General features: G+C 74.5%; 29 protein-coding genes. 14 read left to right on the top strand and 15 right to left on the bottom strand.

Translation table 11 applies throughout. The annotated features are described in order from the left end of the window. Positions 1 to 5: 5 nt before the first annotated feature. Genes QWY28_RS10250 through pdhA form a run of 3 tightly spaced genes read right to left on the bottom strand, consistent with a single transcriptional unit; the run spans position 6 to position 3,634 of the window. Positions 6 to 1,448, bottom strand: a complete 1,443-nt coding sequence (locus QWY28_RS10250) for a dihydrolipoamide acetyltransferase family protein (protein ID WP_300952433.1) — start codon at positions 1,446 to 1,448, stop codon at positions 6 to 8. Between the two features lie 10 nt (positions 1,449 to 1,458). Beyond that, positions 1,459 to 2,466, bottom strand: coding sequence for an alpha-ketoacid dehydrogenase subunit beta (locus tag QWY28_RS10245; RefSeq protein WP_300952432.1), 1,008 nt, complete (start codon positions 2,464 to 2,466; stop codon positions 1,459 to 1,461). A gap of 1 nt (position 2,467) precedes the next feature. Further along, on the bottom strand, positions 2,468 to 3,634 hold the full coding sequence (gene pdhA / locus QWY28_RS10240) for a pyruvate dehydrogenase (acetyl-transferring) E1 component subunit alpha (protein WP_300952431.1): 1,167 nt from the start codon (positions 3,632 to 3,634) through the stop codon (positions 2,468 to 2,470). A 179-nt stretch (positions 3,635 to 3,813) separates the two neighbouring features. On the opposite strand from pdhA, the gene QWY28_RS10235 reads away from it, so the two are divergent. Continuing rightward, the gene (locus QWY28_RS10235; protein WP_300952430.1) at positions 3,814 to 4,287 is read left to right on the top strand and encodes an SRPBCC family protein; all 474 of its coding nucleotides are present in this window, start codon (positions 3,814 to 3,816) and stop codon (positions 4,285 to 4,287) included. Between the two features lie 259 nt (positions 4,288 to 4,546). Here the strand turns inward: QWY28_RS10235 and QWY28_RS10230 are convergent, their stop codons facing one another. Next, positions 4,547 to 5,062, bottom strand: coding sequence for a DUF1360 domain-containing protein (locus tag QWY28_RS10230; protein WP_300952429.1), 516 nt, complete (start codon positions 5,060 to 5,062; stop codon positions 4,547 to 4,549). Positions 5,063 to 5,137: 75 nt separating this feature from the next. Next, entirely contained in the window at positions 5,138 to 6,088 is a 951-nt protein-coding gene (locus tag QWY28_RS10225; protein ID WP_300952428.1) for a cation diffusion facilitator family transporter, read from the bottom strand. 95 nt (positions 6,089 to 6,183) lie between these two features. Between QWY28_RS10225 and QWY28_RS10220 the strand changes: the two genes are divergently transcribed. Continuing rightward, entirely contained in the window at positions 6,184 to 7,248 is a 1,065-nt protein-coding gene (locus QWY28_RS10220; protein WP_300952427.1) for a family 43 glycosylhydrolase, read from the top strand. Between the two features lie 27 nt (positions 7,249 to 7,275). On the opposite strand, the gene QWY28_RS10215 is transcribed toward QWY28_RS10220, so the two are convergent. Beyond that, the gene (locus QWY28_RS10215) at positions 7,276 to 8,298 is read right to left on the bottom strand and encodes a glutathione S-transferase family protein (RefSeq protein ID WP_300952426.1); all 1,023 of its coding nucleotides are present in this window, start codon (positions 8,296 to 8,298) and stop codon (positions 7,276 to 7,278) included. Between the two features lie 111 nt (positions 8,299 to 8,409). On the opposite strand from QWY28_RS10215, the gene QWY28_RS10210 reads away from it, so the two are divergent. Next, positions 8,410 to 8,964 (top strand): helix-turn-helix domain-containing protein, encoded by a 555-nt coding sequence (locus QWY28_RS10210; protein WP_300952425.1) that lies wholly within the window; start codon positions 8,410 to 8,412, stop codon positions 8,962 to 8,964. Next, positions 8,961 to 10,250, top strand: coding sequence for an MFS transporter (locus tag QWY28_RS10205; protein WP_300952424.1), 1,290 nt, complete (start codon positions 8,961 to 8,963; stop codon positions 10,248 to 10,250). Before QWY28_RS10210 ends, QWY28_RS10205 begins: the two co-directional genes overlap by 4 nt. 12 nt (positions 10,251 to 10,262) lie before the next feature. On the opposite strand, the gene QWY28_RS10200 is transcribed toward QWY28_RS10205, so the two are convergent. After that, positions 10,263 to 11,948, bottom strand: coding sequence for a ribonuclease J (locus QWY28_RS10200; RefSeq protein ID WP_300952423.1), 1,686 nt, complete (start codon positions 11,946 to 11,948; stop codon positions 10,263 to 10,265). 66 nt (positions 11,949 to 12,014) lie between these two features. Continuing rightward, on the bottom strand, positions 12,015 to 13,085 hold the full coding sequence (gene hisC / locus QWY28_RS10195) for a histidinol-phosphate transaminase (RefSeq protein WP_300952422.1): 1,071 nt from the start codon (positions 13,083 to 13,085) through the stop codon (positions 12,015 to 12,017). Between the two features lie 101 nt (positions 13,086 to 13,186). Here hisC and QWY28_RS10190 point away from each other — a divergent pair, with 101 nt between their 5' ends. From QWY28_RS10190 to QWY28_RS10170, 5 genes are read left to right on the top strand one after another with little or no spacing between them, the layout of a single operon-like run. Continuing rightward, positions 13,187 to 13,507, top strand: a complete 321-nt coding sequence (locus QWY28_RS10190; RefSeq protein ID WP_300952421.1) for a WXG100 family type VII secretion target — start codon at positions 13,187 to 13,189, stop codon at positions 13,505 to 13,507. Beyond that, positions 13,507 to 13,815, top strand: a complete 309-nt coding sequence (locus tag QWY28_RS10185; protein WP_300952420.1) for a WXG100 family type VII secretion target — start codon at positions 13,507 to 13,509, stop codon at positions 13,813 to 13,815. The genes QWY28_RS10190 and QWY28_RS10185 overlap by 1 nt, the downstream gene beginning before the upstream one ends. Further along, the gene (locus tag QWY28_RS10180; protein ID WP_300952419.1) at positions 13,812 to 15,110 is read left to right on the top strand and encodes a WXG100-like domain-containing protein; all 1,299 of its coding nucleotides are present in this window, start codon (positions 13,812 to 13,814) and stop codon (positions 15,108 to 15,110) included. Before QWY28_RS10185 ends, QWY28_RS10180 begins: the two co-directional genes overlap by 4 nt. A gap of 4 nt (positions 15,111 to 15,114) precedes the next feature. After that, the gene (locus QWY28_RS10175) at positions 15,115 to 15,513 is read left to right on the top strand and encodes a hypothetical protein (protein ID WP_300952418.1); all 399 of its coding nucleotides are present in this window, start codon (positions 15,115 to 15,117) and stop codon (positions 15,511 to 15,513) included. After that, the gene (locus QWY28_RS10170) at positions 15,510 to 15,812 is read left to right on the top strand and encodes a hypothetical protein (protein WP_300952417.1); all 303 of its coding nucleotides are present in this window, start codon (positions 15,510 to 15,512) and stop codon (positions 15,810 to 15,812) included. The genes QWY28_RS10175 and QWY28_RS10170 overlap by 4 nt, the downstream gene beginning before the upstream one ends. Positions 15,813 to 15,861: 49 nt before the next feature. On the opposite strand, the gene QWY28_RS10165 is transcribed toward QWY28_RS10170, so the two are convergent. The 5 genes from QWY28_RS10165 to QWY28_RS10145 are packed head-to-tail and all read right to left on the bottom strand — an operon-like array spanning position 15,862 to position 19,107. Beyond that, on the bottom strand, positions 15,862 to 16,413 hold the full coding sequence (locus QWY28_RS10165; RefSeq protein ID WP_300952416.1) for a VanZ family protein: 552 nt from the start codon (positions 16,411 to 16,413) through the stop codon (positions 15,862 to 15,864). Between the two features lie 10 nt (positions 16,414 to 16,423). After that, entirely contained in the window at positions 16,424 to 17,275 is an 852-nt protein-coding gene (locus tag QWY28_RS10160; protein ID WP_300952415.1) for a hypothetical protein, read from the bottom strand. 13 nt (positions 17,276 to 17,288) lie between these two features. Next, on the bottom strand, positions 17,289 to 18,476 hold the full coding sequence (locus QWY28_RS10155) for a hypothetical protein (protein ID WP_300952414.1): 1,188 nt from the start codon (positions 18,474 to 18,476) through the stop codon (positions 17,289 to 17,291). After that, on the bottom strand, positions 18,473 to 18,781 hold the full coding sequence (locus QWY28_RS10150; RefSeq protein WP_300952413.1) for a hypothetical protein: 309 nt from the start codon (positions 18,779 to 18,781) through the stop codon (positions 18,473 to 18,475). The genes QWY28_RS10155 and QWY28_RS10150 overlap by 4 nt, the downstream gene beginning before the upstream one ends. Further along, a complete protein-coding gene (locus tag QWY28_RS10145) occupies positions 18,778 to 19,107 on the bottom strand; it encodes an SAV_915 family protein (protein ID WP_300952412.1) in 330 nt (109 codons plus the stop codon). The genes QWY28_RS10150 and QWY28_RS10145 overlap by 4 nt, the downstream gene beginning before the upstream one ends. Positions 19,108 to 19,255: 148 nt before the next feature. Here QWY28_RS10145 and QWY28_RS10140 point away from each other — a divergent pair, with 148 nt between their 5' ends. Beyond that, the gene (locus tag QWY28_RS10140) at positions 19,256 to 19,381 is read left to right on the top strand and encodes a hypothetical protein (protein ID WP_300952411.1); all 126 of its coding nucleotides are present in this window, start codon (positions 19,256 to 19,258) and stop codon (positions 19,379 to 19,381) included. A gap of 21 nt (positions 19,382 to 19,402) precedes the next feature. Here the strand turns inward: QWY28_RS10140 and QWY28_RS10135 are convergent, their stop codons facing one another. After that, positions 19,403 to 20,299 carry a dimethylarginine dimethylaminohydrolase family protein gene (locus tag QWY28_RS10135; RefSeq protein WP_300952410.1) on the bottom strand — a complete coding sequence of 299 codons (897 nt, stop codon included), beginning with the start codon at positions 20,297 to 20,299 and terminating at the stop codon, positions 19,403 to 19,405. 127 nt (positions 20,300 to 20,426) lie between these two features. On the opposite strand from QWY28_RS10135, the gene QWY28_RS10130 reads away from it, so the two are divergent. Genes QWY28_RS10130 through QWY28_RS10115 form a run of 4 tightly spaced genes read left to right on the top strand, consistent with a single transcriptional unit; the run spans position 20,427 to position 22,894 of the window. Beyond that, on the top strand, positions 20,427 to 21,101 hold the full coding sequence (locus QWY28_RS10130; RefSeq protein WP_300952409.1) for a GntR family transcriptional regulator: 675 nt from the start codon (positions 20,427 to 20,429) through the stop codon (positions 21,099 to 21,101). A 29-nt stretch (positions 21,102 to 21,130) separates the two neighbouring features. Further along, complete coding sequence (locus QWY28_RS10125; RefSeq protein ID WP_300952408.1) at positions 21,131 to 21,523, top strand: phage holin family protein; 393 nt, start codon at positions 21,131 to 21,133, stop codon at positions 21,521 to 21,523. Continuing rightward, positions 21,520 to 22,020: a low molecular weight protein-tyrosine-phosphatase gene (locus tag QWY28_RS10120; protein WP_300952407.1), complete on the top strand. Its 501-nt coding sequence runs from the start codon at positions 21,520 to 21,522 to the stop codon at positions 22,018 to 22,020. Before QWY28_RS10125 ends, QWY28_RS10120 begins: the two co-directional genes overlap by 4 nt. A gap of 1 nt (position 22,021) precedes the next feature. After that, a complete protein-coding gene (locus tag QWY28_RS10115) occupies positions 22,022 to 22,894 on the top strand; it encodes a fructosamine kinase family protein (RefSeq protein ID WP_300952406.1) in 873 nt (290 codons plus the stop codon). Positions 22,895 to 22,910: 16 nt separating this feature from the next. Here the strand turns inward: QWY28_RS10115 and QWY28_RS10110 are convergent, their stop codons facing one another. Next, positions 22,911 to 25,295 (bottom strand): PQQ-dependent sugar dehydrogenase, encoded by a 2,385-nt coding sequence (locus QWY28_RS10110; protein ID WP_300952405.1) that lies wholly within the window; start codon positions 25,293 to 25,295, stop codon positions 22,911 to 22,913. Positions 25,296 to 25,450 lie beyond the last annotated feature (155 nt).

The raw sequence follows: 25,450 nt of genomic DNA, 5'->3' as shown, positions 1-25,450 counted from the left end.
AGGCGTCAGAAGAGCAGCGCCGAGGCGGGGTCGGAGAGGATCGAGGCGACGTCGGCGAGGAACCGCGAGCCCTTCTCCCCGTCGATGTGCCGGTGGTCGAAGGACAGCGCCAGGGTGGTGACGTCGCGCGCGACGATCCCGCCGGTGGCCTCGTCGACCCAGGGCCGCTTGGAGATCGCTCCGACGCAGAGGATCGCCGACTCGCCGGGGTTGATGATCGGCGTGCCCGCGTCGACGCCGAAGACGCCGACGTTGGTGATCGTGAACGTCCCGCCGCCCATCTCCGCGGGCTGCGTCCGGCCCTCGCGCGCGGTCGCGGTCAGCGCCCCGAGCGCCTCGGCGAGCTCGCGGAGCGTGAGGTCCTGGGCGTCCTTGACGTTCGGCACGACCAGCCCGCGCGGGGTGGCCGCGGCGATGCCGAGGTTGACGTAGTGCTTGTAGACCACCTCGCCCGCCGCCTCGTCCCAGACCGCGTTGACCTCCGGCGTACGCCGCATGGCCAGCAGCACCGCGCGGGCGACGACGAGCAGCGGGGAGACCCTGACGTCGCGCAGCTCGCGGTGCCCCTTGAGCCGCTCGACCAGCTCGGTGGTGCGGGTGACGTCGACGGTGACCCACTCGGTCACGTGCGGGATCGTGAACGCCGACTGCACCATCGCCGCGCCCATCGCCTTGCGGACGCCCTTGATCGGCTCGCGGGTCTCCCTCGCGTCGCCCGAGGCGCGGGCGGGTCCCGAGACAGGCGCCGGCGCGCCTTCCTCGACCGCCCGGCCCTCACCCGAGCCGGACGCCGCCAGCACGTCGTCGCGGGTGACGGTGCCGTAGGGACCCGTCGGCCGCACGGAGCCCAGGTCGACGCCGAGGTCCTTGGCGAGCCTGCGCACCGGCGGCTTGGCGAGCACCTGCTCGTCGACCGGCAGCGGCGGGGCGGTCGTGGCGGGCACGGCCGGCTCGTCCGCCTCGACGACCGGGTCGGACTGCGCACCGCCCGGCGCGAACGCGCCCTGGACCTGCATCTGGGTCGCGGCGGCCGACTCCGTCGACGGCGAGGCCGAGCCCTTGCGCGGGCGGCGCATCGGTCCGCGCTCGGCCTTGTTGCGGCCGACCAGGCTCTCGCCCTCCCCGCCGCCGCTGGCCGCGGGGTTGGACAGGTCGATGACCATGTCACCGCCGGCACCGCCGGACGGTGCTGCGGGGGTGCCGGCAGCCTCCTCGGGCGAGCCGATCGCGATGATCGGCGTGCCGACCGGGACGGTCTCGCCCTCGGGGACGAGCAGGCCGGTGACGGTGCCGGCGTACGGCGAGGGCAGCTCGACCAGCGACTTGGCGGTCTCGATCTCGACGACCACGTCGTTGACGTCGACGACGTCGCCGACCTTGACCTTCCAGGAGACGATCTCGGCCTCGGTCAGGCCCTCGCCGACGTCGGGGAGGAGGTACTCGGGCATGCGTTCCTCCTCAGATCGCGAGCGAGCGGTCGACGGCGTCGAGGACGCGGTCGAGGTCGGGCAGGAAGTCCTCCTCGATGCGCGAGGGCGGGTACGGCGTGTCGAACCCGCCCACCCGCAGCACCGGCGCCTCGAGGGAGTAGAAGCACTCCTCGGTGATCCGGGCCGCGAGCTCCGCGCCCATGCCGAGGTTGACGTGCGCCTCGTGGCACACCACGGCGCGGCCGGTGCGGCGCACCGAGTCGTAGACCGGCGCCATGTCCAGCGGCGAGAGCGTCCGCAGGTCGATGACCTCGAGCGAGCGGCCCTCGTTGGAGGCGGCCTCGGCGGCCTTGAGCGCGGTCTTCACGGTCGGCCCGTAGGCGAGCACCGTCAGGTCCGTGCCGCGGCGCACGACCCGCGAGGTGAACAGCGGGTCGGGGGTCGCGTCGACGTCGAGGTCGGCCTTGTCGGCGTGGTACTGCCGCTTGGGCTCGAGGAAGACCACCGGGTCGTCGCAGGCGATGGCCTGCTGGAGCATCCAGTAGCCGTCGACCGGGTTCGAGCAGGCGACCACCTTGAGGCCGGGCGTGTGCGCGAACTGCGCCTCCGGCGACTCGCTGTGGTGCTCGACCGCGCCGATGCCCCCGCCGAACGGGATCCGGATGACCATCGGCATCCTCGAGCGGCCCTGGCTGCGGAAGTGCATCTTCGCGACCTGGCAGACGATCTGGTCGTAGGCGGGGTAGACGAACCCGTCGAACTGGATCTCCACCACCGGCCGGTAGCCGCGCAGCGCGAGGCCGACGGCGGTGCCGACGATGCCGGACTCCGCGAGCGGGGAGTCGATGACCCGGTCCTCGCCGAAGTCCTTCTGCAGGCCGTCGGTGATCCGGAAGACTCCGCCGAGCTTGCCGACGTCCTCGCCCATGACGAGGACCTTGTCGTCGTGCTCCATCGCGGCGCGCAGGCCCATGTTGAGGGCCTTGGCGAGGGTGACCTTCTGGGTGCTGGTCTGCGTCGCGGGCAGGGCGCTCATCTCAGGCCTCCTCGAACTGGGCGAGGTACGCCGCGAAGCCGTCGCGCTGGGCGGCGAGCTCCTCGGTGATCTCGGCGTACACGTGGTCGAACATCGCCAGCGGCCGCGGGTCGGGCATCGCCCGGCACCCCTCGCGCAGCGTCGCGCCGAGCTGGTCGGCCTCGTCCTTGATGTCGTCGAAGAACGAGCCCTCCGCCAGGCCGTTGCGCTTGAGGTAGACCTCCAGCCGCGCGATCGGGTCCTTGAGCTTCCAGTGCTCGACGTCGTCAGAGAGCCGGTAGCGGGTCGGGTCGTCGGTGGTCGTGTGCGCGCCCATCCGGTAGGTGTAGGCCTCCACGAGCGTCGGGCCCTGGCCCTCACGCGCCCGCTGCAGCGCCGCCTGCGTCACGGCGTACGTCGCCAGCACGTCGTTGCCGTCGACCCGCACGCCGGGGAAGCCGAACCCGAGGGCGCGCTGGTAGAGCGGGATCCGCGTCTGCCGCTCGATCGGCTCGGAGATCGCCCACTGGTTGTTCTGGCAGAAGAAGACGACGGGAGCGTTGTACGACGCCGCGAAGATGAAGGCCTCGTTGACGTCGCCCTGGCTGCTCGCGCCGTCGCCGAAGTGCGCGACGACCGCGGCGTCCCGGTCGGGGTCGCCGGTGCCGACGACGCCGTCGCGCTGCATGCCCATGGCGTAGCCGGTGGCGTGCAGGGTCTGGGCGCCGATGACGATCGTGTAGAGCCCGAAGCGGAACTCCTCGGGGTCCCAGGAGCCCTGGTCGACCCCGCGGAACAGCCCGAGCAGCCGGAGCGGGTCGAGCCCGCGGCACCAGGCGACGCCGTGCTCGCGGTAGGTCGGGAAGACGTGGTCCTGGGGGCGCAGGGCACGGCCGGCGCCGATCTGCGCGGCCTCCTGGCCGAGGAGCTGGGCCCAGATGCCGAGCTCGCCGTGCCGCTGCAGCGCGGTGGCCTCGGTGTCGATGCGCCGGGTCAGCACCATGTCGCGGTAGAACCCGCGCAGCTGCTCGGCGGAGAAGTCGAGGTCGAACTGCTCGAACTCCGGGGGCAGGTCGTGGACCCGCTCGCCCTCGGGCGTCAGCAGCTGGACGAGCTCTGGCCCGCCGTCGCGCTGCGAGGGCCCGAAGACCTCCGCGAGGTCGGGGCCGAATCCGGACGTGTGGCTCACGGGCGCACTCTCCTTCGGGGTCACCGGCCTCCGGGGTCGCCGGTCGCCGGGTGGCGAGTCCCGGCCGGCGGCGCGAGGGGTGGTGCGCCTGTGACCGGGACCACATGCGTGGTGCGGACCAACGTACCGGGGGCTCGCGTCGCGGCGCCAACCTGGGCCCGCTCGCTACGGTCGGAGCCATGGCCGACCCCACGAACGAGCTCCGCGTCTCCGCCTCCACGACGATCGCCGCGCCGCCGGAGACGGTCTTCGCGATCCTGGCCGACCCGCGCCAGCACCCGCGGATCGACGGCTCGGGCACCGTGCGCGGCTCGATCTCCGGACCCGAGCGGCTTATACTCGGCTCGAGGTTCGCGATGAACATGCGGATGGGGGCGCCGTACCTCATCCGCAACAAGGTCGTCGAGCACGAGGAGGGGCGGCGGATCGCCTGGAAGCACCTGGGGTCGCACCGCTGGCGCTACGAGCTCGAGCCGGTCGACCTCGCCGGGCAGCCCGGCACCCGCGTCACCGAGACCTGGGACGCGACGTACTACCCCGCGATCGGCCGGGCCGTGATGAAGCGCCTCGGCATGCCCGCGCGCAACCGGCGCGGCATCGAGGGGACGCTGCCGAAGCTGAAGGCCGCCGCCGAGGCGGACGCCGGCGCCTGAGCTCGCGGGCGGGTGGGCGGGCGGGCTCCGGCTTTCCCGCGTCGACAATCGTTCAATTGCGCGGTTGTTGCGCGTGGAAGCGCTCTCAACCCGTCGCAATCGTTCAATTGAACGATCGTCGACGCCCAACGCCCGACGCCCGACGCCCGAGCCCGACGCCCGACGCCCGACGCCCGACGCCCGAGCCCGACGCCCGACGCCCGACGCCCGACGCCCGACGCCCGACGCCCGAGCCCCGGCGCCCGAGCAGCCCGGAGGCTCAGTCGCCGCGCAGCCGCGCGTAGACGTGCTGGAGGGAGTCGGAGACGGCGGTGACGGCGAAGAGCGCGGCCCAGGTGCGGGTGGGGCGCGGGGCGAGGTTGAGGCCGGCGATGTAGGCGGTGCCGATCCAGACGCCGAGGCAGAACGGGCAGGTGATCAGCTTGCCGATGGTGCCGCGGATCCCGCCCTCGTCGCGCGCGCTCTCGACGTGCTCACCGGAGCCGGCGGCCTCCTCGAACTGGGTGAACGGCGCGCGCACCGGCGCCGCGACCGACGACTTCGACACCAGCCGGGTGAACTTGTGGACCGCCATCCCGCCGAGCGCGATGTCGGCGAGGTCGTACCGCTCGACGAGGTGGTGCCCCGACGCCGAGCCCGCGGCGGCGATGCCGGCGAGCACCAGGCCGTACGTCGTCAGGCTGCCGGCGTACCCCCCGAGCGCCACGTCCCCCTCGGGGTCGTAGCCGTCGACGAGCCGGCCGACCGGATGGGCGTGGCTGTGCGTGGAGGTCATGGCTCCCCGTTGACCAGGAGGGCCGCGTCCCAGACGCACCCGGCCGGGTGAGCCCGCTCGCTCGGCGCCCTTCTCTCAGTGCACCTCGCCGAGGTCCTCGTGGGCGCCGTGGGAGACCGGCTCGACCTGGAACGTCGCGTGCCGCACGCCGAAGTGCTCGGCGACGCAGCCGCACAGGTCGTCGAGCACCGGGCCGACGCCGCGGTCGGCGAGGGCCTCGTCGGTGACCGTGACGTGGGCCGAGAGGCTCGGGATGCCGCTGGTGATCGTCCAGGCGTGCAGGTCGTGCACGTCCACCACGCCCGGCACGTGCGCGAGGTGGTGGCGCACGTCGTCGAGGTCCAGCCCGGCCGGGGCGATCTCGAGCAGCACCACGACGCTGTCGCGCAGCAACACCCACGAGCGCGGCGCGATGAGCACGGCGATCAGCAGCGAGGCGATCGGGTCGGCGCGGTCGAAGCCGGTGGTCCACGCGACCACGCCGGCCCCCAGCGCGAGCACCGAGCCGACGGTGTCGGCGAGCACCTCGTTGGCCGCGCCGCGCATGTTCAGCGAGCCGCTCGTCGAGCCGCGCAGGACCAGCACCGCGACCAGGTTGGCGACCAGGCCGACCGCGGCGAACCCGACCATCGGCCCGGCCTCGAGGTGGGCCTCGCCGGGGTCGAGCAGGCGGGCCACCCCGGCGTAGGCCAGGTAGGCGCACACGCCCAGCAGCACCAGCGCGTTGAGCAGGGCGGCCAGGATCTCCGCGCGGTGCAGCCCGAACGTCGACCGCGGGCCGCCGCCGCGCGCCGCGACGTACGACGCCCCGAGCGCCAGCACCACGGCGGCCGCGTCGGTGGCCATGTGGCCGGCGTCGGCCAGCAGCGCCAGGGAGCCGGTCAGCCACGCCCCGACGAGCTCGACGACCAGCACGGTCGCGGTGATCGCGAGCACGACGCGCAGCCGCTTCCGGTCCTCGGCTCGGCCCGTCGCGTGCCCGTGGCCGCCTCCCTGGCCGTGCCCGTGTCCGTGCCCGTGTCCCACGCCCCCATCCTGCCGGGTCACGGTTCGGTCACGCCGCCTCCGGTCCCGGTGACGGCGGGCGATCCTTCCACCGGCGTTCGGGAGGGACGGTTCGGATGGTGCTGGTGGGCTGGGTGCCGCGCGCCCTCGTGCGGGTCGTGGTGGTGGTCGTGACGGCCACGTTGCTGGCGCTGGTCGCGCCCGGGTCGGGCGAGGCGCGGCGCGCCGAGCCGGTGGGTCTCGAGCGCGGCTTCGCGGACCCGGCGGTGGTCCGCCACGCCGGGGGGTACGTCGCCGTGTCGACCGGTCCCTACGCGCCGCGCGCCACCGCGCCGAGCGCCACGGGCCCGTGGACCCCGGTCCGGCCGGCCCTCGGCCGGCTGCCCGGGTGGGCCGCCTCGCCGCGGATCTGGGCGGCCGACGTCGTGCGGGCGGGCGGGCGCTGGCTGCTCTACTACTCCGCCCCGGTCCGCGGGCTGGGGCGCGAGGGCCGCTGCATCGGCGTGGCCCGGGCCGACGACCTGCTCGGGTCCTTCGAGCCGGTCGGCCGACGACCGCTGGTCTGCCCGCGCCGGGCGCTGACGCCGCGGGCGCAGGACCCGGTCCGGGGGGTGCGGCACGTGCACGCCCGGCGCGGGGTGATCGACCCGTCCGGCTTCCGCGACCGCGACGGGAAGCGGTACCTGCTCTACAAGACCCAGACCGCGCCGTCGACGATCCGGATGGTGCAGCTCACCGTCGGCGGCGGCCGGGTGATGCGCGGCCAGCGCAGCCACGAGCTGCTCCGGCGCCGCGGGGTGACCGAGAACCCCGAGCTGGTGCGGCGCGGGCGGCACCTGGTGCTGTTCACGTCGGAGGGCTACTTCGGCGACTGCGGCTACCGGACGACGTACCGCCGCACCACCCGGTTGTGGCGGTGGGAGCACGCCCGCCGGCAGCCGCTGCTGCGCCGCTCCCGTCAGGGGATCTGCGGCCCCGGCGGGCTCGACGTGCTGGAGCGGGCGGGCGCGGCGAACCTCGCCTACTTCCACGGCTGGACGTGCTGGCGCACCACCCGCGCGTGCCCGCCGCGGCGCGACCTCGAGCGGCGCCCGGGCCTGGCCCCGCAGCGCTCGCTCTTCGCCGGGCACCTGCGCTGGCGGCAGGGCCGGCCGGTCGTCGTGCTGCTGCGCGGCCGGTAGCCCGGCGGCGACCGGCGGGTCAGCCGATCACCAGGGGCGGATCGGCTCCCCGCCGAGCGCCTCCCGGCCGTGGGGCGTCAGCCAGACGTCCGGGTCCGGCCCCTTCGGCACCACGCCGGTCGGGTTGATGTCGGTGTGGACGACGTAGTAGTGCGCCTTGATCTGGTCGAAGTCGATGGTCTCGCCGAATCCGGGCATCTGGAACAGGTCGCGGGCGTAGGCCCACAGCACCGGCATCTCGGTCAGCTTGTTCCGGTTGCACTTGAAGTGGCCGTGGTAGACCGCGTCGAAGCGCGCCAGCGTCGTGAACAGCCGGACGTCGGCCTCGGTGACGGTGTCGCCCATGAGGAAGCGCCGGTCGGCCAGCCGCTCCTCGAGCCAGTCCATCGCGGTCCAGAGCCGGTCGTAGGCGTCCTCGTACGCCTCCTGGGAGCCGGCGAAGCCGCAGCGGTAGACGCCGTTGTTGACCTCGGTGAAGATCCGCTTCATCACCGCCTCCATCTCCTCGCGGACGTCGTCCGGCCACAGGTCCGGGGCGCCCGGGCGGTGGTGCTCGCGCCACTCGGAGGAGAGGTCGTGGGTGATCCACGGGAAGTCGTTGGTGACGACCTTCCCGGTCGCGACCTCCACGACGGCCGGCACGGTGATCCCCTTGGGGTAGTCGGGGAAGCGCGCGAAGTAGGCCTCCTGCAACCGCTCGATGCCGAGCACGGGGTCCTTGCCGCCGGGGTCGAGGTCGAAGGTCCAGCTGCGCTTGTCGTGCGTCGGGCCGGGCATCCCGAGGGAGATGACGTCCTCGAGGCCGAGGAGGCGACGGACGATGATCGAGCGGTTCGCCCACGGGCAGGCCTTGGCGGCGACGAGCCGGTAGCGCCCCGGCTCCACCGGCCACAGCTCGCCCTCGACCGGGCCGTGCTCGGGGGTGCGCGGCGCGCCGTCGACGACCTTCGTGATCCGGTCCGGGATGTAGGACATGTCCCGGTCGAAGGCCTTGCCCTTCTCGGTGTACGTCGGCCTGCCGCTGTCGGCGTCGCTGTCCTGGGGAGCCATCCCACCAGCGTAGGTGAAGACTCAACCAGTGCTGCGATCCGTCGATCACCCGCGCACGGCAATGCCAAAGAGTTGTTTGCAAATGTTTCTTTGCAGTGCCACGCTGGGCGCGTGGCCTCCTCGACCGTCGTCCCGACACCGCAGCAGCTCAAGGCGCTCACCCACCCCGCCCGCGTCCGGATGCTCGGTCGGCTGCGCGTCGACGGGCCGGCCACGGCGACGACGCTGGCCCGCGAGCTCGGGCTGAACACCGGCGCGACGTCGTACCACCTGCGCCAGCTCGCCCAGCACGGCTTCGTCGAGGAGGACGTCGAGCGGGGCAACGGCCGGGACCGCTGGTGGCGGGCGGCGCACGCGGCGACGAACGTGCGCGGCGAGGTCGACCCCGAGACGCTCGACGCCTTCCTGCAGAGCGTGGTCGTGCTCGCGACCGAGCAGCTCCAGCAGGCGGTCGAGGAGCGCCCCCTGCTGCCCGAGGCATGGCGCGAGGCGTCGACCTTCAGCGACTGGGTGGTCCGGCTGACGCCGGCTCGGGCGAAGGCGCTCGTCGAGGCGCTGACCGCGGTGGTGGAGGGCGAGGACGACGAGGAGGCGGGCGGCGAGGACGTCGCGGAGCTCGTCGTGCGGGTCAACGCCTACCCGTTGCCGGGGCGGGTGCGCCGGTGAGGCGCCCGCTGTACGGCTGGCTGGCCGCGGAGGCGGTGTCGCTCACCGGCACCCGGGTCTCCATGGTGGCGCTGCCGCTGTTCGTGCTCGCCGAGAGCGGCAGCGCGCTGCGCACGGGCCTGGTCGCGCTGGCCGAGATGCTGCCGCTGGTCGTGCTCAAGGTGCTGGCCGGGCCGCTGGTGGACCGGGTCGGCGCACGCCGGGTGGCGATCACCTGCGACCTCGCCTCGGTGGTGGTGATCGGTGCGATCCCGCTGCTGCACGAGGCCGGGCTGCTGTCGTTCGGGGCGTTCCTCGCCCTGGTCGCCGTCGCCGGCGGCCTGCGCGGCCCGAGCGACGGCGCGAAGCACGCGATGGTCCCCGCCCTCGTGGCCGAGGCCGGCGTGCCGATGGAGCGCGCGACGGGCCTGCACTCCACCGTCGAGCGGACCAGCTCGATGCTCGGCGCCGCGCTCGCCGGCCTGCTCGTCGCCGCGGTCGGGCCGACCACTGCGCTGCTGCTCGACGCCGCCAGCTTCGGCGTCGCCGCCGCCCTGCTCGGCTGGGCGACCACGTCGATGCGCCCGGTCCCGACCCCCGCGGCCGCAGCCGCGGCCGCCACCGCGCCGGGGATGGAGCCGGAGCCCTACCGCCGCCAGCTCCGCGAGGGGTGGGACTTCCTGCGCCGCGACCGGGTGCTGGTCACGATCACCGCGATGATCGCGCTCACGAACCTGCTCGACCTGGCCTGGAGCAGCGTGCTCGTCCCGGTGTGGGGCACCGAGACCGCCGGCGGGGACGGCGCGGCCGCCCGGGTGGGCCTGCTGTTCGCGGTCTTCAGCGGCACGTCGGCGGTCGGCGCCGTCTGCGCCGCCGCGTGGGGGGCGCGGCTGCCCCGCCGCGCGACGTACCTCGTGGCCTTCCTGGTCTGCGGCGCCCCGCGCTACCTCGTCCTGGCCCTCGACTCGCCCCTCGCGGCGGTCCTGGCGGTCGTCGGCCTCGGCGGGTTCGCGTCGGGGTTCCTCAACCCGGTCATCGGCGCGGTGATCTTCGAGCGGATCCCCGCGCACCTCGTCGGCCGCGTCTCGTCGCTGACCACGGCGTGCTGCTTCGCGCTCATGCCCTTCGGCGGCCTGGTCGGCGGCGCGCTGGTCGGCGCGGGCGGGCTGGGGACGGCGATGCTCGTGTGCGGCATCGCGTACGGCGCCGTCACGCTGCTCCCCGCGCTCGACCCGCGCTGGCGCGAGATCGACCGCCGCCCCGACCCCAGCGCGCCCGCCCCGGCCCACGCGGCCGAGCGAGGGTGACCGGGACCCGGGTCAGGCGTCGATCACCAGCGGGATGATCAGCGGGCTGCGGCGGAAGGCGCGGTGCGCCCAGCGGCCGATCTCCCGGCTGAGCATCTGCTCGAGCTGCTGGGCGTCGCCGATGCCCTCGGCGGCCGCGCGGGCCAGCGTCTTCTCGATGACCTGGACGGCCGGGTCGAAGGCGTTCGGCTCGTGCACGAAGCCCCGGACCAGGAAGTCCGGCGGGTCGGCCAGCGTGCCGGTGTCGGCGTCGACGATCGCCAGGACCGTCACGACGCCCTCCTCGGCCAGCGTGCGGCGGTCCTTGAGGGTGGCCTCGGTGGCGCCGCCGACGGTCTGCGCGTCGACGTACACGTTGCCGGCGCGGACCTTGCCGACGATCTTCGCGTGCCCCTCGACGAGGTCGACCACGACGCCGTCCTCGGCGATGACCACGTGGTCCTCGGCGACACCGGTGGCCACCGCCAGGTCGGCGTTGGCCTTGAGGTGGCGCCACTCGCCGTGGACCGGCATCACGTTGCGCGGCTTGACGATGTTGTAGCAGTAGACGAGCTCGCCGGCGCTCGCGTGGCCCGAGACGTGCACCTTGGCGTTGCCCTTGTGAACGACCTGCGCGCCCCAGCGGCTGAGGTTGTTGATCAGGCCGGAGATGGCGTTCTCGTTGCCGGGGACCGCCGAGCTGGCCATGAGGATCGTGTCGCCCTCGCCGACCCGGATCTTGTGGTCGCGGTTGGCCATCCGGGCCAGCGCGGCCATCGGCTCGCCCTGGGAGCCGGTGCACACGAGCGTGGCCTTGTGCGCCGGCAGCCGCTCGAGCTGGTCCAGCGGCACGATCAGACCCTGCGGCACCTTGAGGTAGCCCAGGTCCTGCGCGACGCCCATGTTGCGGACCATCGAGCGGCCCACGAACGCGACCTTGCGGCCGTGCGCGTGCGCGGTGTCGAGCACCTGCTGGATGCGGTGCACGTGGCTGGCGAAGCTGGAGACGATGATCCGGCGCGGGGCGGTGCGGAAGACCTGCTCGATCGCCGGCGCGAGGTCGCGCTCGGACATCGTGAAGCCCGGCACCTCGGCGTTGGTCGAGTCGGTGAGGAACAGGTCCACGCCCTCCTCGCCGAGCCGCGCGAACCCGCGCAGGTCGGTGATCCGGCGGTCCAGCGGGAACTGGTCCATCTTGAAGTCGCCGGTGTGCAGCACGGTCCCCGCGTCGGTGCGGATCGCGACCGCGAGGCCGTCCGGGATCGAGTGGTTGACCGCCAGGAACTCCAGGTCGAAGGAGCCGTAGGGCTTCCGGTCGCCCTCGGCGACCTCGTGCAGGACCGGGGTGATCCGGTGCTCCTTGAGCTTCTCGCGGATCAGCGCCAGCGTGAGCCGGGAGCCGATGACCGGGATGTCCGCACGCTCGCGCAGGAGGTACGGCACGCCACCGATGTGGTCCTCGTGGCCGTGGGTCAGCACCAGGCCGACGACGGAGTCCAGGCGGTCCCGGATCCAGCTGAAGTCGGGGAGGATGACGTCGATCCCGGGCTGGTGCTCCTCGGGGAAGAGCACGCCGCAGTCGACGATCAACAGCTTCCCGCGGTGCTCGAAGACGGTCATGTTCCGGCCGATCTCGCCCAGTCCCCCCAGCCCGACGACGCGGAGGCCGTTCTTGGGCAGTCGGGGGGGCTTCTGGAGCTCGGGGTGCGGGTGGCTCACGAGGTGGTTCCGTTCGGGTTGCGGTGTCGCACGTCGGGACCGACGCGTCCTGCGGCCCCCATGGTGTCAGTGGGGGAACGTGGTTGCGAGCCGGAGGAGGCGGTCGTTGGCCTCGACCTCCCCGATCGAGACCCGCGCGCCCTCCCCGGCGAAGGGCCGGACGACGATCCCGAGCTCGTCCGCGGCGAGCGCGAAGTCGGCCGTGCGGTCCCCCAGCTCGAACCACACGAAGTTGCCCTGGGCCTCCGGCACGGCCCACCCGCGCTCGCGCAGGCCGGCGACCACCCGGGCGCGCTCGGCGACGAGCGTCTCCACCCGCTCGAGCAGCTCCGCGCGCCGCTCGAGGCTCGCGATCGCCGCGACCTGGGCCACCGTCGAGACCCCGAACGGCAGGGACACCGCCCGCAGCGCCGCCGCGATCGGCGCCGGTGCCACGGCGTACCCCACCCGGAAGCCGGCGAGCCCGTAGGCCTTGGAGAAGGTGCGGGTGAGCACGACGTTGGCGTGCCGGCGGTACGTCGCCAGGCCGTCGACCGGGTCGGCCATCCGCACGAACTCCAGGTAGGCCTCGTCGACCACGACCAGCACGTGGCTGGGGACCGCCGCCAGGAACGCGTCGAGCTCGGCCTGGGTGACCGACGGCCCGGTGGGGTTGTTCGGCGTGCAGACCAGCACCACCCTGGTCCGGTCGGTGACCGCCGCGGCCATGGCGGGCAGGTCGTGGCGACCGTCGGGCAGGAGCGGCACCCGGACGGCCGTCGCGGCCGCGGCGGTGACCGCGATCGGGTAGGCCTCGAAGGAGCGCCAGGCGAGCACGACCTCGTCGCCGGGCTCGCAGAAGGCCTGCACGAGCTGGTAGATCAGCCCGACCGAGCCGGTCGCGACCGAGAGGTGGTCGGCGGGCACGTCGAAGGTCTCGGCCAGGGCGGCGTAGAGCGCGGTCGAGCCCATGTCGGGGTAGCGGTTCATCTGCCCGACGGCGTCCTGCACCGCCTCGACCACCCCCGGCAGCGGCGGGTAGGGGTTCTCGTTGCTGGAGAGCTTGTAGGACACCATCCCCGGCCGGACGGTCGGCGGCTTCCCGGCGACGTACGGCGGGATTCCGGCGACGTTCGGGCGGGGCTGCGGCGTGCTCACGCGGCACAGGCTAGGCGCAGGTTTGAGCGCGGCCGGACCCGGCGAGGATCCACAGGCCCGGCGATCGGGACGACGACCAGACCGGATGCGAGGAGCGGCCGATGTCGATCACCATGGCCCACGCGGCGATGAGGGACGCGATCAGGGACGTCGACCGCGCCCGCGAACGGCTCGAGCGAGGCAAGGCCAAGGCCGAAGGAGAGGTGGACGCGCTTCTCGGCGGGGCATGGTCGGGCGTGGCCGCGGACTCGTTCCGCACCGCCTGGGACGACTGGCGCGCGGCCGCCGAGCAGGTCCGCGCCGGCCTCGACGCGACCGCCCAGCTGCTCGACGCGGTCCATCGCGACATGGTCGAGCAGGACACCGGCTCCGAGCAGGCGATGCACACCGTTGCCAGTCGCATCGTCGAGAGGCTCGGCTGATGAGCGGAGCAGCCGACCGGTACAGCGTCGACGCGGCCGAGCTGGACTCGGTCGTGGGCCGGCTCGAGGACTTCGAGCGCGACCTGGACGAGATGGTCGACGACCTCGCACGCGACATCGCGCGCCTGCAGAGCCAGTGGGACGGATTGACCGCAGCGGCCCAGCGCGAGGCCCACGACGAGTGGGAGACCGGCATGCGCGCCATGCGTGAGGCCCTGGCCGGGATGCGCGCCGCAGGCCGGACAGCGCACCAGAACTACACCCGCGCGGTGGAGGCCAACGTCTCGATGTGGGAGGGCCTGGCATGACCGTCACCGTCGACGCCGCCGGGTTCGACACGGCGGCCGAGGCGTTCGCGACGGCGAACGGGGTCGTGGCGCAGTTCTACGGCGGACTGACGTCCGCGCTGGCCGGCTACGGATCCATGGCGGGCGACGACCAGACGTCCGACGAGTTCGCCCGCGACTACGACACCGCCGCTGCCGAGGCGGTCGGTGCGGCGCAGGAGCTCGTCGGCGCGCTGGCCGGCATGGCCCGGTTGACCGCGGCCACCGGCGCCAACCACCGGGGCGCCAATGCCAGCTCGGTCTACGGCGCCGACCCGCCCGTCTACGACGGCGACCAGCACGACGCGCTGCCCGACACCACGGTCAGCGTGTCGTCCTACACCCCACCCAGCGCGGTGGGCGGGGACGACCCGGACACCCCGCAGTTCTGGGACATGATCACCGACTACCTCGAAGGGTGGACGTGGCCGGGAGCCGACACGGGGAAGCTCCGGGAGGCGGCCGGAGTCTGGCGGCAGTTCGGCTCCAACGTCGAGCGCCAGACCACGGCGTACCTCGACTCCGCACTCGGCCAGCTGCGCGCGCAACGCTCGCCCGAGGTCGAGCTCGCCGCGGGGGTGACCGAGGACCTGCGGCTCCAGGTGCAGCAGCTGGCGCTGCACTGCGAGGACATCGCCACCGCGTGCGAGGACTACGCGACCCAGGTGGAGGCAGTCCGCGAGACCGTTCGCGGCATCATGCGGGACCTCGCCATCGAGATCGGTGCCACGGCTGTGGTCGCCGGGATCGCCTCGATCTTCAGCGGCGGGGCCGCAGCCGGCGGTGGCGCGGCGGTCGCCGGGTGGCGCCTCTCCTCCGCGGCGCGCAAGGTGATCGCGGCCTTCAGCGCCATGAAGGCCGCCGTGCGGGGCGCCGCTGTCGCCAAGCTGGTCCGGGTCGCCCAGAAGGTGCCGGTCCTGCGTGGCCGGCTCCGCCGGATCAGCGAGGCCTCGAACCGGGCCCGCCACGAGCGGTTCGTCTCCGAGCTCCGCGCCGCCATGGAGAAGCCGAGCGTGCGCGACCCGCGGCTGAGCGGGCTCATGGACGAGCTCTACCGTGACGGCGCGAGCGTCGGGAGCGGATCGACGGCAGCCGCGGTGCGGCACGAGCTCGCGACAGGCCTGCCGGTCGGCGGCAAGTTCCACACGGAGAAGGCGGAGAACATGATCACGGCCCTCGAGCGCTGGCTGCGCAACAACCCGGAGGCGACACCCGGCGACCGGGCCGCCGCCGAGAACGTCATCCGCGACATGCGCGACGCGCTCGCGGGCCGGTGACGTGATGGCCGACGAGCACCAGTCGTTCATCGACGCCGTGCTGGATGCCGCGCCCGAGGTAGAGGACGCGCTGCGGGCGCTCGGTGAGGACATCGCGCCGGACCTGGAGATCCCCGTCCTGTGGCTGGGCTTCGTCGGCCGCGCGGTCGCCACGTGCCTGCCGGGCATGTCTGCCGACGCGGCGGGCGCCGTCTTCGCAACCGTCGAGCACCACCTGGTCCACGGGTCCGAGTCGATGAGCACCGGCGTCGCCACCGGCTTCCTCGAGGCCGTTGCCGGCGCGGTGTCTGCGGGCCGGCTGGATCCCGGCCTGGTCGCCGGCGTCCTGGGACCGGAGTCCCGGGCGTACGTCGACGCCTGGGACCAGTTCACCTTGGGCCGTTCGAGCCTGGGGGGCTCGTGAGCGCGCGCGGTCGGCTCGACGAGGAGGGCGCCGGGCTGGTCCACTCGCAGCTCGAGGGCCTGCGCCGCCTGCTCGCCCGGCGCGACCCCGCGTGGCCCTACTGGCCGGCAGTGGGCGACGAGGCCGCGGTCCGGCGGCTCGAGCAGGCGGTCGGGCGGGTCCTCGACGGTCGTGCCAGCGTGCAGGAGCTGGCCGACGACCCCGGCTTCCAGGCACTCGCACTCGCCGGGATGTCGGATGCCCACGCCGCGTGGCAGGAGCTCGGACCGGAGGAGAGGCAACGCCTCCGCGAGCAGTGACCGAGCAGTGACCGAGCAGTGACCCGAGGCGTCGAGCGGCTCGTGACCGCTAGCGCGAGCGCCAGGGCCGCAGCAGGAGGGCGAGGACGAGACCGATCCCGACGCCGATGGCGGCACCGAGGACGTTGTCGACCACGTCGGTGACGTCGCAGGCCCGGTCGAGGCGGGCCAGGACGAGCTGGGTGAGCTCGATGCCGACGGAGTACGCCGCCAGGACGGCCAGTCCGATCGGCACGGCCAGGAACGCGCCCCGCGTGCGCCGGGCCGCGGCGAGCACCAGCAACGCCCCGGACGGGACGAACACCACCGTGTTGAGCAGCCGCTGGCCGCCGGAGAAGATCCAGAACCCGTCCGGTGCCGGGCCGCCGATGTCCCACGAGCACGACTCCATCCGGCCCTCGGCGGGCACGATCCCCGGCGCGCCGTTGGCCGGGATCAGCGTGATGAAGCCGATGACGGTCAGTGACCACACGAACGCGGCGAGCGAGCCGGACGTCAGCGGGCCCAGCCGGCCGCGCAGCGCCAGGTGGAGCAGGAGGCAGACCGCTCCGGACAGCACGATGCCCAGGAGCATCACGCCCACGCCGCCGACCGGGAACACGTGCGGGACGTTAGCCGGGGGTCCCGAGCCCGTGGAGCGCGGCGTCGGTGCCGAGCGCGGCGCGCCGCGACGCGTCGGTGCGGCAGGCCTCCACCAGGTCGGCGACCAGCGCGGCGTCGGAGGCGAGGAAGCCGACCGGCACCGAGACCTCCTCCGGGGCGACCGCGGGCCCGCCGACCGTCCGGTCGCCGGCTGCCGTGCGCGGCGTGCGCCGGGGGCTCCTGCGGGTCGGCAGGGCGGAGGCGCGCAGCACCAGCCGGCGGCCGGGGTCGGCCAGCAGCCGCACGTCCGCCAGGTCGGCCCAGGCGATCGACTGCTCGCTGCTCCAGCTGTGCCAGGTGACCCCGGTCGCGTCGAGCACGAGCGAGGGCAGCCGCACCCGGCCGGTGAGCAGCCGCACGAGGACCGGGAGGCCGAGCGGGAGCAGCAGCACCGCCGCACCGAGGGCGACGACCGAGCCGCCGAGCGGCTCGCCCGCGGCCCAGGAGGCCAGCACGGTCGCCGGCAGGAGCAGGCTCAGCAGGAGCAGCGCCACCAGGAGGGCGCCGAGCGGCCGCGAGCCGGGCACGACCACCCGGCCGGGGGCCTCGTCCACCACGAGCCGCCCGCGGCGGGTCAGCGTCGAGCCCAGCAGCACGAGCGCCCAGCCGCCGAGGAGGAGCGCGGTGACCTCGAGGGCCAGGACCACGCCCCAGGCGCCGCCGGGCGCGGCGAGCCACACGCCGGCACCGGCGAGCCCGACGGCCAGCGCGATGAGCAGGTGCGTGCGGACGGCCCGCCCCAGGGGCGCCCGGGGGGCGGGACGACCGCCGGCCAGGCGCACCGTGCGTCGTCGCGCGGGCTCGGTCATCTGCTCGTCCACGGCGTCGATGGTCTCAGTCCCAGAAGGTGATGGCGTCGCCGACGTCGCCGGCGACGTCGGCCACCCCGTTGCCGAAGTCGCGCAGGCCCTCGTCGATCTTGTCGCGCACCTCGTCGGGCACCCAGTTCTCGTAGGCGTACTCCGCGGCCAGGCCGACGCCCACGCCCACGACGGCCGCGCCGGCCGCGACCGCGATCACCGGCGCCCCGACGCCGAGCAGCGCCGCCCCGCCGACGACGGCCGCGCCGCCCAGCACACCACCGGCGATGCCACCGGCCTCCCCCACGATGACCGTCGAGGGGGAGTCCCCGCCGGCGATGTCGCTGCCGGCGAAGGCCACCGTGGCCAGCGCCCCGACGACGGGCAGCCGCCGCGCGACCCGCTCACCACCCTCGGCGAGCGCGTCGAGGGCGCGGGCGGTGCCCCGGTTGTCGGCGATGTCGACGGCCTCGCCGGCCGCCCTCCTCGCGGGGTTGCCCGACCTCCGCGCGTCGCGGGCCTCCCGGGCCTCGTCGCGCAGCCGTCGGCTCTCCTCGCGTGCGTCGGCGGCCCGCTCGCGCAGGGTGCGGCCCCGGAGGTCGACCGCGAGGCCGGTGAGGGCGGCGGGGAGCTTGCCGAGCACGTCGGAGGCGACGGTCGCCAGGCTCGGCCCGTGCACCGTGGACCAGAAGGTGTCGAGGTTCTCCCGGATCCACGCGGCGTGGTCGTCGTGGTCGGCCTGGACCTCCCCGACGAGCCGGTTGTACGTCTCGACCTTGATCTTCTGGGCCTCGAAGGCCTCCGTCGCCGCGGCGTGGGCGTCGGCCTGCCGGGGCGTCGGCTCGGCGCCGAGCGCGGCCGGGGCGACCGCGTCGGCGGGCCGCTCGATGACCATGCCGTCGACGACCAGGCCGACGCCGCTGGCCTCGGTCCGCCGCTCGCGCATCCGGTCCTTGATGCGCTCCAGCCGCCCGGCGTACGCGTCGAACTTCTCGCGGGCCTCGCGCAGGTGGTCCTCCTGCTCGTCGGCCGCCTCGACCAGCCGCCGGCCGAAGTCGCGGTACGCCGAGGCGGCGTCGCCGTCCCAGGACGCGAGGGCGCGGGAGCGGGCCGACTGCGCGTCGTCGCCCGCGTCGACCACCTGCTTCTCGAGCGTGTCGCCGAGGTACGTCGCCGCCGACCGGACCGACGCGGCGCTGCCGTCGACCGTCGTGTCGATCACGGGTGCGCACCACCCGGGTCGACGTCGGTGGTCATCTGGTCGAACGCCGACCCGACGGCGGCGTCGGTCGAGTAGAAGTCGTCGGCGACCGACCGCATCACCCCCGCGGTGCCCCGGTGGGCGATCGCGAGGTCGTCGGCGTCGGTGACCAGCTTGCCCAGGATCCGGCCGAGCACGGCGGCCGCCAGCCCGCCGTCCACCGACCCCGGGACGGACCCGGCGGTGCCCTCGATGCCCTCGGCGGCGGAGTCGTGCAGCTGCGCGATCGCCCGGGCGTCGGCGTCGCTGATCTCGATGTCGCTCATGCCGGCGCCCCGTGCCAGAGCTCCCGCGGGACCGGCTGGTCCATCGCCACCACGTCGTAGGGCGAGACCCGGTCCAGCTCCCCGAGCTGGTCGGTGCGGTAGAGCACCCACGGCTGGTGCGGGCCGCAGCAGCCGACCAGCCGGTCCAGAGCGGTGTAGACCATCAGCGCCACCCGCCCGTCGTCGAGGCGGCGCATCTCGACCTCGGGGCTCTGCTCGCTCGAGCCGGGCCGCACCGGCAGGTACAGCACCGGCGGGACGGGCTTGTCGCCCCGCGGCCGGGTGGGCTCGGCGGGTTCGTGGCGGGGGCCGGCGGGAGTGGTCACGGACGCTCCGGTCGTCGAGGGCGGGACGCGCGGAGGATGACCCTCCCGGCTCCGGTCGAAACCCGTCCGGGTGAGAGGCCGGCCGACCGATCGGAGGATCCTTCGCTGAACCGGTCCGCGGCGGGTCCGCGGGCCCTACGGTTCTGCCGTGCGCATCGCTCGTCAGCTCGGTCTCGGCCTGCTCCTCAGCAGCCTCGCCGTCCTCGCCCTGGGGCAGGCGCCCCAGCCCGAGCTGACGACCACCACGACCTGCACCTCGCCCGCCTGCCGCTGAGCGGCCGGGGCGCCCGGCCCTCTACAGCTGGGCCGGGAGCACGACCTCGCCGCCGGGCACGACCGTCAGGTCGCGGCCCAGGGTGACGTCGACCGGGTTGGTCAGGCAGCGGATGGAGCCGCCGCCCTTGTGGAACTCCGCGACGTCGACGAGCACGACCTCGAAGCCCCAGTCCTCCAGCCGTGCGCGCACCCGCGGCGGGCAGGCCGGCATGAGGACCGTGCGGCCGACGACGACGGAGTTGGCGCAGAACGTCGTCAGCGCCTCCTCCTCGGTCAGCACCAGCGGCTCGGGGACCAGCTCGAGCAGCGCCGCGGCCGAGGCGTCGTCGAGCGCTGCCGGGCACACGAGCGCCCGGCGCTCGTCGAGCGGGCAGAACGCCAGGTCCAGGTGGTACATCCCCGGGTGGGTGATCCGCAGGCCGCGTACCCGCAGGCCGAGCTCGGCGGCCAGGTGCTTGAGCGCGAGCTCCTCGGTCCGCGGGCCGAAGCCGACGACCAGGTCGCCACCGAACGCGAACGCGTCGCCGGCCTCGAGGTGCGCGCCGACGCCGTCGCGACCGACGTACGACGTGGTGGCGCCGGAGGCTGCGAACCACGGCTGCGCGGAGAGGGTCTCCATCCGGCGCTCGACGTAGCGCATGTGCGACATGACGACGTGGCGGGAGCCGTCCTCGCGGACCAGGCCGAGGCCGAGGTTCATCGCGTAGACCATGTCCGGCGCGTCGGGCCGCTGCGGCAGCACGTCCACGCGGGCGCCGAGGCCCTCGAGGGTGGCGACCATCGTGCGCCACTGCGCGAGGGCGCGCTCGGGGTCGGGCTGGACGGCGGGGTCCATGAACGGGTTGATGGCGTACTCGACGCGGAAGTGCGTCGGCTCCACCGCGACGTAGTGACGACCCCACTGCAGCTGCTCCACGAGCCCACCTCCCGATCCGGTCCGCGTGACGTCCGCCACGACGATTGTCAGACAACCTGACAACGGGGAGTGTGGGGCAGGAACGGGTCATCCACAAGTCGGCGCGCGATGGGGGAGGATGAGCCGCATGTCCGAGCCCTTCGGCACGCTGAGCCTCGACCACTCCTCCACCGTCGACCGGGTGGCGCAGGAGCTGCGGCGCGCGGTCTTCGAGGGCGAGCTGGAGAGCGGCACCGCGCTGCGCGAGGTCGCCCTCGCCGCCTCCCTCGGGGTCTCCCGGCCCACCGTCCGCGAGGCGCTCACGGTGCTGGTCGCCGAGGGCCTGGCCACCCGCGAGCCCCACCGCGGGGTCTCGGTCACCAGCCCGGACCCGGCGTCGGTGCGCGACGTCTGCCGGGCCCGCGCGGTGCTGGAGGGCGCCGGCGTGCGCCGCTGGGCCGAGGCGCCCGAGGCGGCGCGCGACCTGGTCCGGACCACCCTCGTGGCCTACACCTCCGCGGTCGCCGAGGGCGCGTCGTACCAGCTGCTCAACGAGCGTCACCTCGCCTTCCACGTCTCCCTCGTGGGCCTCACCGGCTCGCCGCGGCTGGTCCACATGGCCGAGCACCTCGTCACCGAGCTCAAGCTCGCGCTGGCCCAGGTCGACCGGATCCGCCGCAACGCCCACGACCAGGCCGACTCCCACCGGGCGCTGCTCGACCTGCTCGAGGCCGGCGACCTCCCCGCCGCCTCCGCCTTCCTCGACCGGCACCTCGCCGACGCCGAGGTCGCGATCATCGACGCCCTCGGCCTGGAGGACTGAGCCAGCCGCCCGGCTGCCAGGATGGCGGCGTGCGCTTCGTCTCCTGGCTCCTCACCACCGCGGTCGCGCTCGCGACGGCCGCCTGGCTCGTCGACGGCGTGCGGTTCACCGGACCCTCGAGCGGCACCGCCGAGCTCGAGCACAAGTGGCTCCCGCTGCTGCTGGTCGCGCTCATCCTCGGCGTCGTGACGTCGGTGGTGAAGCCCGTGCTCACCCTGCTGTCGATCCCGTTCATCATCGTCACGCTCGGGCTGTTCCTCCTGGTCATCAATGCCGCGATGCTGGCGCTGACCGGGTGGCTGGCCGAGCAGCTGGACCTCGGCTTCCGCGTCGACGGCTTCTGGGCGGCCGTGCTCGGCGCCGTCGTCATCACGGTGATGACCTGGGTCGTCGACCGCGTCGTCGGGGACGACCGCCGGTGACCGCCGCCCTCCCCGCGCCGCGCACGCCCGGCCGCTACGCGGTCGCCCTGGTCTGCCTGGGCAACATCTGCCGCTCCCCCATGGCCCACGTCGTGCTCGAGCAGCGCCTCGACGAGGCCGGCCTCTCCGGCGTCGTGCGGGTCCTCAGCTGCGGCACGGGCGACTGGCACGTCGGGAAGCCGATGGACGAGCGCGCCGCCGCCACGCTGACCGCGGCGGGGTACGACGCGACGCGGCACCGCGCGCAGCAGCTCACGCCGTCGTGGCTCCACGAGCACGACCTGGTGCTCGCGATGGACCACGCCAACCTGGCCGACCTCGGCGGTGCCGGGGAACGGGTCGCGCTGTTCCGGACCTTCGACCCGGTCGACCCCGGCGGGGAGGTACCGGACCCGTACTACGGTGGCGACGACGGCTTCGAGGAGGTGCTGCAGATGGTCGAGCGGACGTCCGCCGCCCTCACCGGCTCGCTGCAGCGCCTGTTGGGGCGCCCCTGAGATGGCCCGCCAGCCGCTGGTCGCCCGCCGCGCCGAGGAGCTCCTCGGCGCTGCCGTGGTGGCCACGGCCCCCGTCGCCGGCGGCGACACCGCCACGGCGACCAAGCTCCGGCTCAGCAACGGCACCACGGCGCTGATGAAGACCATGCCGCACGCTCCGGCCGACTTCTTCCAGACCGAGGCCCGCGGGCTGCGCTGGCTCGCCGAGGTCGACGGCGGCGCTCATGTGCCGGAGGTGCTGGCCGTCGACGCCGAGTGCCTGGTCGTGCGCTGGGTCGAGCCCGGCAAGCAGGGCGCCGACGCCGCGGCCGACCTCGGTCGGGCGCTGGCCGCCACGCACGCGGCCGGCGCGGCGGCGTACGGCGCGGGGCCGGGCGGCGAGCACCGCGACGGCTACGTCGCGCGGCTGCCGCTGCCCAACCGGACCGCGCCGAGCTGGGCGGAGTTCTACGCCGTGCGGCGCGTGCTGCCCTACCTGAAGCTGGCCCGCGACCGCGGCGCGGTGACGCCCGAGCAGGCCGCCACGGTGGAGTCGGTCGTGGGCCGCCTGCCCGCGCTGCTGCCCGAGGAGGGGCCGGCCCGGCTGCACGGCGACCTGTGGAACGGCAACGTCGTGTGGGGCGTCGACGGCGTGCACCTCGTCGACCCGGCGGCGTACGGCGGGCACCGCGAGGTGGACCTGGCGATGCTCTCGCTCTTCGGGCTGCCCCACCTGCCCAAGGTCCTCGAGGCGTACGCCGAGGTCACGCCGCTCGCCGACGGCTGGGAGGACCGGCTGGCGCTGCACCAGCTCTTCCCGCTGCTCGTGCACGCCTGCCTGTTCGGCGGCGGGTACGGCGCGCGGGCCGCGGCCGCGGCGGCCCGCTACCGCTGATCCCTCCCGGCGGCGCCTACGTCCGGCGCTGGTAGACCGCGGTGAGCGTCGCCGGCCGCGCGGGGGCGACGTAGGTGTGCGTGCGGCGGACCCCGTCGGACCAGCGGCGGAAGGTGTAGGTCGCCCCGTCCCGGCGGTGCCGCTTCGGCGCGGTGACCGTCACGCGGGAGCCGACGATGAACGTGCCGGTCCAGGTGCGGGCGCGGCGCGTCCCGGCCACCGACAGCGGCAGCCCGCCCGGCCGGCTGCGGAACCGCAGCTCGACGGTGCGCGGCTCGAGCCGGAACGACTCGGTCGTGCTGAGGCCGCGGCCGTCGGTCGCGGTCGCCGAGACGAGGAGGTACGACGGGTGCTCGTGGTCGGGCCCGCGCACCTCGGTGTCGCCCGGCACCGCCGTCTGCAGCGGGTGGGTGTGGCACACCTCGCCCGGGCAGTGCGCGAGCGCCACCGACCAGGTCACGGTCGGCTCGGTGCCGTCGGGGTCGGTGGCCGTCGCCGCGAGGGGGATCCGGTCGCCGACCGACCAGCGCAGGTCGCGCGACGGCTCGGCGATGCTCAACGTCGGCGGGCCCGCGTCGCCCGGGTGCAGGACGATCGCCGCGACGTCCTCGCCGCCGTTGCCGTCGGTGACCCGGACGCGGACGGTCACGTCGGCGTCCCTGGTGACGGTCGTGTAGACCTCGGGGCTGTCCGCGTCGTCGAACTCGCCGTCCCCGTCGAGGTCCCAGCGGAAGCCGAGGACGTCGCCCTCGGCGTCGGTCGACCCCGAGGCGTCGAGCACGACGTCGAGCGGCGCCGGGCCCCAGGTCGGGGTGCGCGACTCGACCCGCGCCCGGGGCGCGCGGTTCCCGGCGACGTACCGCACGCGGCGCAGGGATCCCGCGCCGGCCGCGGGGTAGCCCTGCTGGTCGACGCCGAGGCTGAGGTAGTACAGGTCGCCCTCCGGCCCGGTCAGCAGCTCGACCGGGCTCGCCGCGCCCTCCAGGAACGGCCGGACGCGCGTCGGGTCCGGCGAGCCGTCGGCCCGCTTGCCCATCACCCAGATGCACTGGCGGGAGTAGTCGGAGAAGAACAGCGCACCGCGGTACGCCGCGGGGTAGTCCGCGCTCGCGCCGAACTGCAGCCCGGAGATCGACGCCGACCCCGTCGGGCAGCTCTCGCCCGCGATCGCGCCGGTGCGCGGGTAGGCGTAGAACGGCTTCGTCGCGCTCCGGTCGCGGTAGAGCGACTCGCACAGCGGCAGGTCGAGCGGGTCGAAGCCGGCGTTGCGGTCGGGTCCCTCGAAGCAGGGCCAGCCGAAGTTCTCCGCGGGCCCGCCCGCCCGGAGCCGGTCGATCTCCTCCCAGCCGCCCTGACCGACGTCGCCGACGTACACCTCGGGGTCGCTGCCGGTGCCCGGCCGGAAGGCGAAGCGGAACGGGTTGCGCATGCCGAAGGCCACGATCCGCCGCGCGTTGACGTCGTCGCGGCCCGCGAACGGGTTGCCCGGCACGCCCGCGCCGGTCTCGAGGTCGATGCGGATGACCGAGCCGGACAGGCCCGTCGGGTCGTCGGTCGTGCGGACGTCCTGCGCGCGCAGCGAGCCGCCCTCGCGGACGGGGTCGCCGCAGGCGTTGCCGCCGGGCCAGTACGGCGCGCCGAGCTGTCCGCGGTCGACCTCGAGGTAGTGCGCGCCCTCGCCGCCGCTGGCCCACAGGTGGCCGTCGGGGCCGACGTGCAGGGAGCCGGTCGCGTGCGAGGGGTACTGCATGCACCAGTCCTCGAGCACGACCTCCTCCTCGCCGGTGGCCTGCCAGCCGCCCGGCACGGGGGCCAGCGCCAGGCGCGAGAGGCGCCCGCTCGCCAGGCAGCCCATGTCCTCCGCGCCCGGGCCGCCGTCCTCGGGGTCGGGGCACTCGTCGTACGCCACCCCCGGGACGCCCCACTGCGGCGCCGGCTGCTCGCTGCCGAGGATGTGGTCGTAGGCGTAGAGGACGTAGAGGTAGGGCCGCTCCGGGAAGCCCGGGTCGACGGCCAGGCCGAGCAGGCCGCGGTCGTAGAGGTTGTGCACGTTCGTGCTGAGGTCGACGACCTGCACCGGCTCGGCGTCCGGCGTCTCCCACACCCGGACCACGCCGCCCTTGTCGGCCACGAAGATCTCGCCGCCCGGCCCGAAGTCGACCGCCGTGGGCTGGTCGAGGCCGTCGAGCACGACCTCCTCCTGGAACCGGTCGGGCAGGACCGGCTCGGCCGCGGCCTGCGGCACCACCACCCGCTGGTGCGCGGCCGAGCGGCGCCCGGGCTCGTCGGGGCCGGCCGTCGACGCCGTCGACGCCGTCCCGGCCAGTCCCACCACGGGGCCGGCCAGTGCGAGCGAGCAGGCGACGACGAGCAGGACGAGCACGTGGACGCGGTGCGGCATGAGACCCCCCAGGTTGCCCGCAGCCTAGGCGGGTCCGGTCCGGGCGCGACCACAATCGTTCAATTGCGCGGTTCTGGCCGGTTACCGGTCGGTAGAACCGCTACAACCGCGCAATTGAACGACCGTCGACGCCCGGAGGAGCCCGCCCCCGCCGC

This window comes from Nocardioides oceani, assembly GCF_030412965.1.
In the GTDB taxonomy this organism is placed as follows: domain Bacteria; phylum Actinomycetota; class Actinomycetes; order Propionibacteriales; family Nocardioidaceae; genus Nocardioides; species Nocardioides oceani.
The sequence above is the reverse complement of the archived record's forward strand: the minus strand, read 5'-3'. Positions and strand labels throughout refer to the sequence as shown.

Excerpts from the sequence above, each read along its gene's own strand:
- QWY28_RS10175 (WP_300952418.1), top strand. The coding sequence starts at position 15,115 with ATGGCCGACGAGCACCAGTCGTTCATCGACGCCGTGCTGGATGCCGCG.
- QWY28_RS10250 (WP_300952433.1), bottom strand. The coding sequence starts at position 1,448 with ATGCCCGAGTACCTCCTCCCCGACGTCGGCGAGGGCCTGACCGAGGCC.
- QWY28_RS10180 (WP_300952419.1), top strand. The coding sequence starts at position 13,812 with ATGACCGTCACCGTCGACGCCGCCGGGTTCGACACGGCGGCCGAGGCG.
- QWY28_RS10150 (WP_300952413.1), bottom strand. The coding sequence starts at position 18,781 with ATGAGCGACATCGAGATCAGCGACGCCGACGCCCGGGCGATCGCGCAG.
- QWY28_RS10215 (WP_300952426.1), bottom strand. The coding sequence starts at position 8,298 with ATGGCTCCCCAGGACAGCGACGCCGACAGCGGCAGGCCGACGTACACC.
- QWY28_RS10245 (WP_300952432.1), bottom strand. The coding sequence starts at position 2,466 with ATGAGCGCCCTGCCCGCGACGCAGACCAGCACCCAGAAGGTCACCCTC.
- QWY28_RS10130 (WP_300952409.1), top strand. The coding sequence starts at position 20,427 with ATGTCCGAGCCCTTCGGCACGCTGAGCCTCGACCACTCCTCCACCGTC.
- QWY28_RS10235 (WP_300952430.1), top strand. The coding sequence starts at position 3,814 with ATGGCCGACCCCACGAACGAGCTCCGCGTCTCCGCCTCCACGACGATC.
- QWY28_RS10115 (WP_300952406.1), top strand. The coding sequence starts at position 22,022 with ATGGCCCGCCAGCCGCTGGTCGCCCGCCGCGCCGAGGAGCTCCTCGGC.
- QWY28_RS10230 (WP_300952429.1), bottom strand. The coding sequence starts at position 5,062 with ATGACCTCCACGCACAGCCACGCCCATCCGGTCGGCCGGCTCGTCGAC.
- QWY28_RS10185 (WP_300952420.1), top strand. The coding sequence starts at position 13,507 with ATGAGCGGAGCAGCCGACCGGTACAGCGTCGACGCGGCCGAGCTGGAC.
- QWY28_RS10220 (WP_300952427.1), top strand. The coding sequence starts at position 6,184 with ATGGTGCTGGTGGGCTGGGTGCCGCGCGCCCTCGTGCGGGTCGTGGTG.
- QWY28_RS10190 (WP_300952421.1), top strand. The coding sequence starts at position 13,187 with ATGTCGATCACCATGGCCCACGCGGCGATGAGGGACGCGATCAGGGAC.
- QWY28_RS10110 (WP_300952405.1), bottom strand. The coding sequence starts at position 25,295 with ATGCCGCACCGCGTCCACGTGCTCGTCCTGCTCGTCGTCGCCTGCTCG.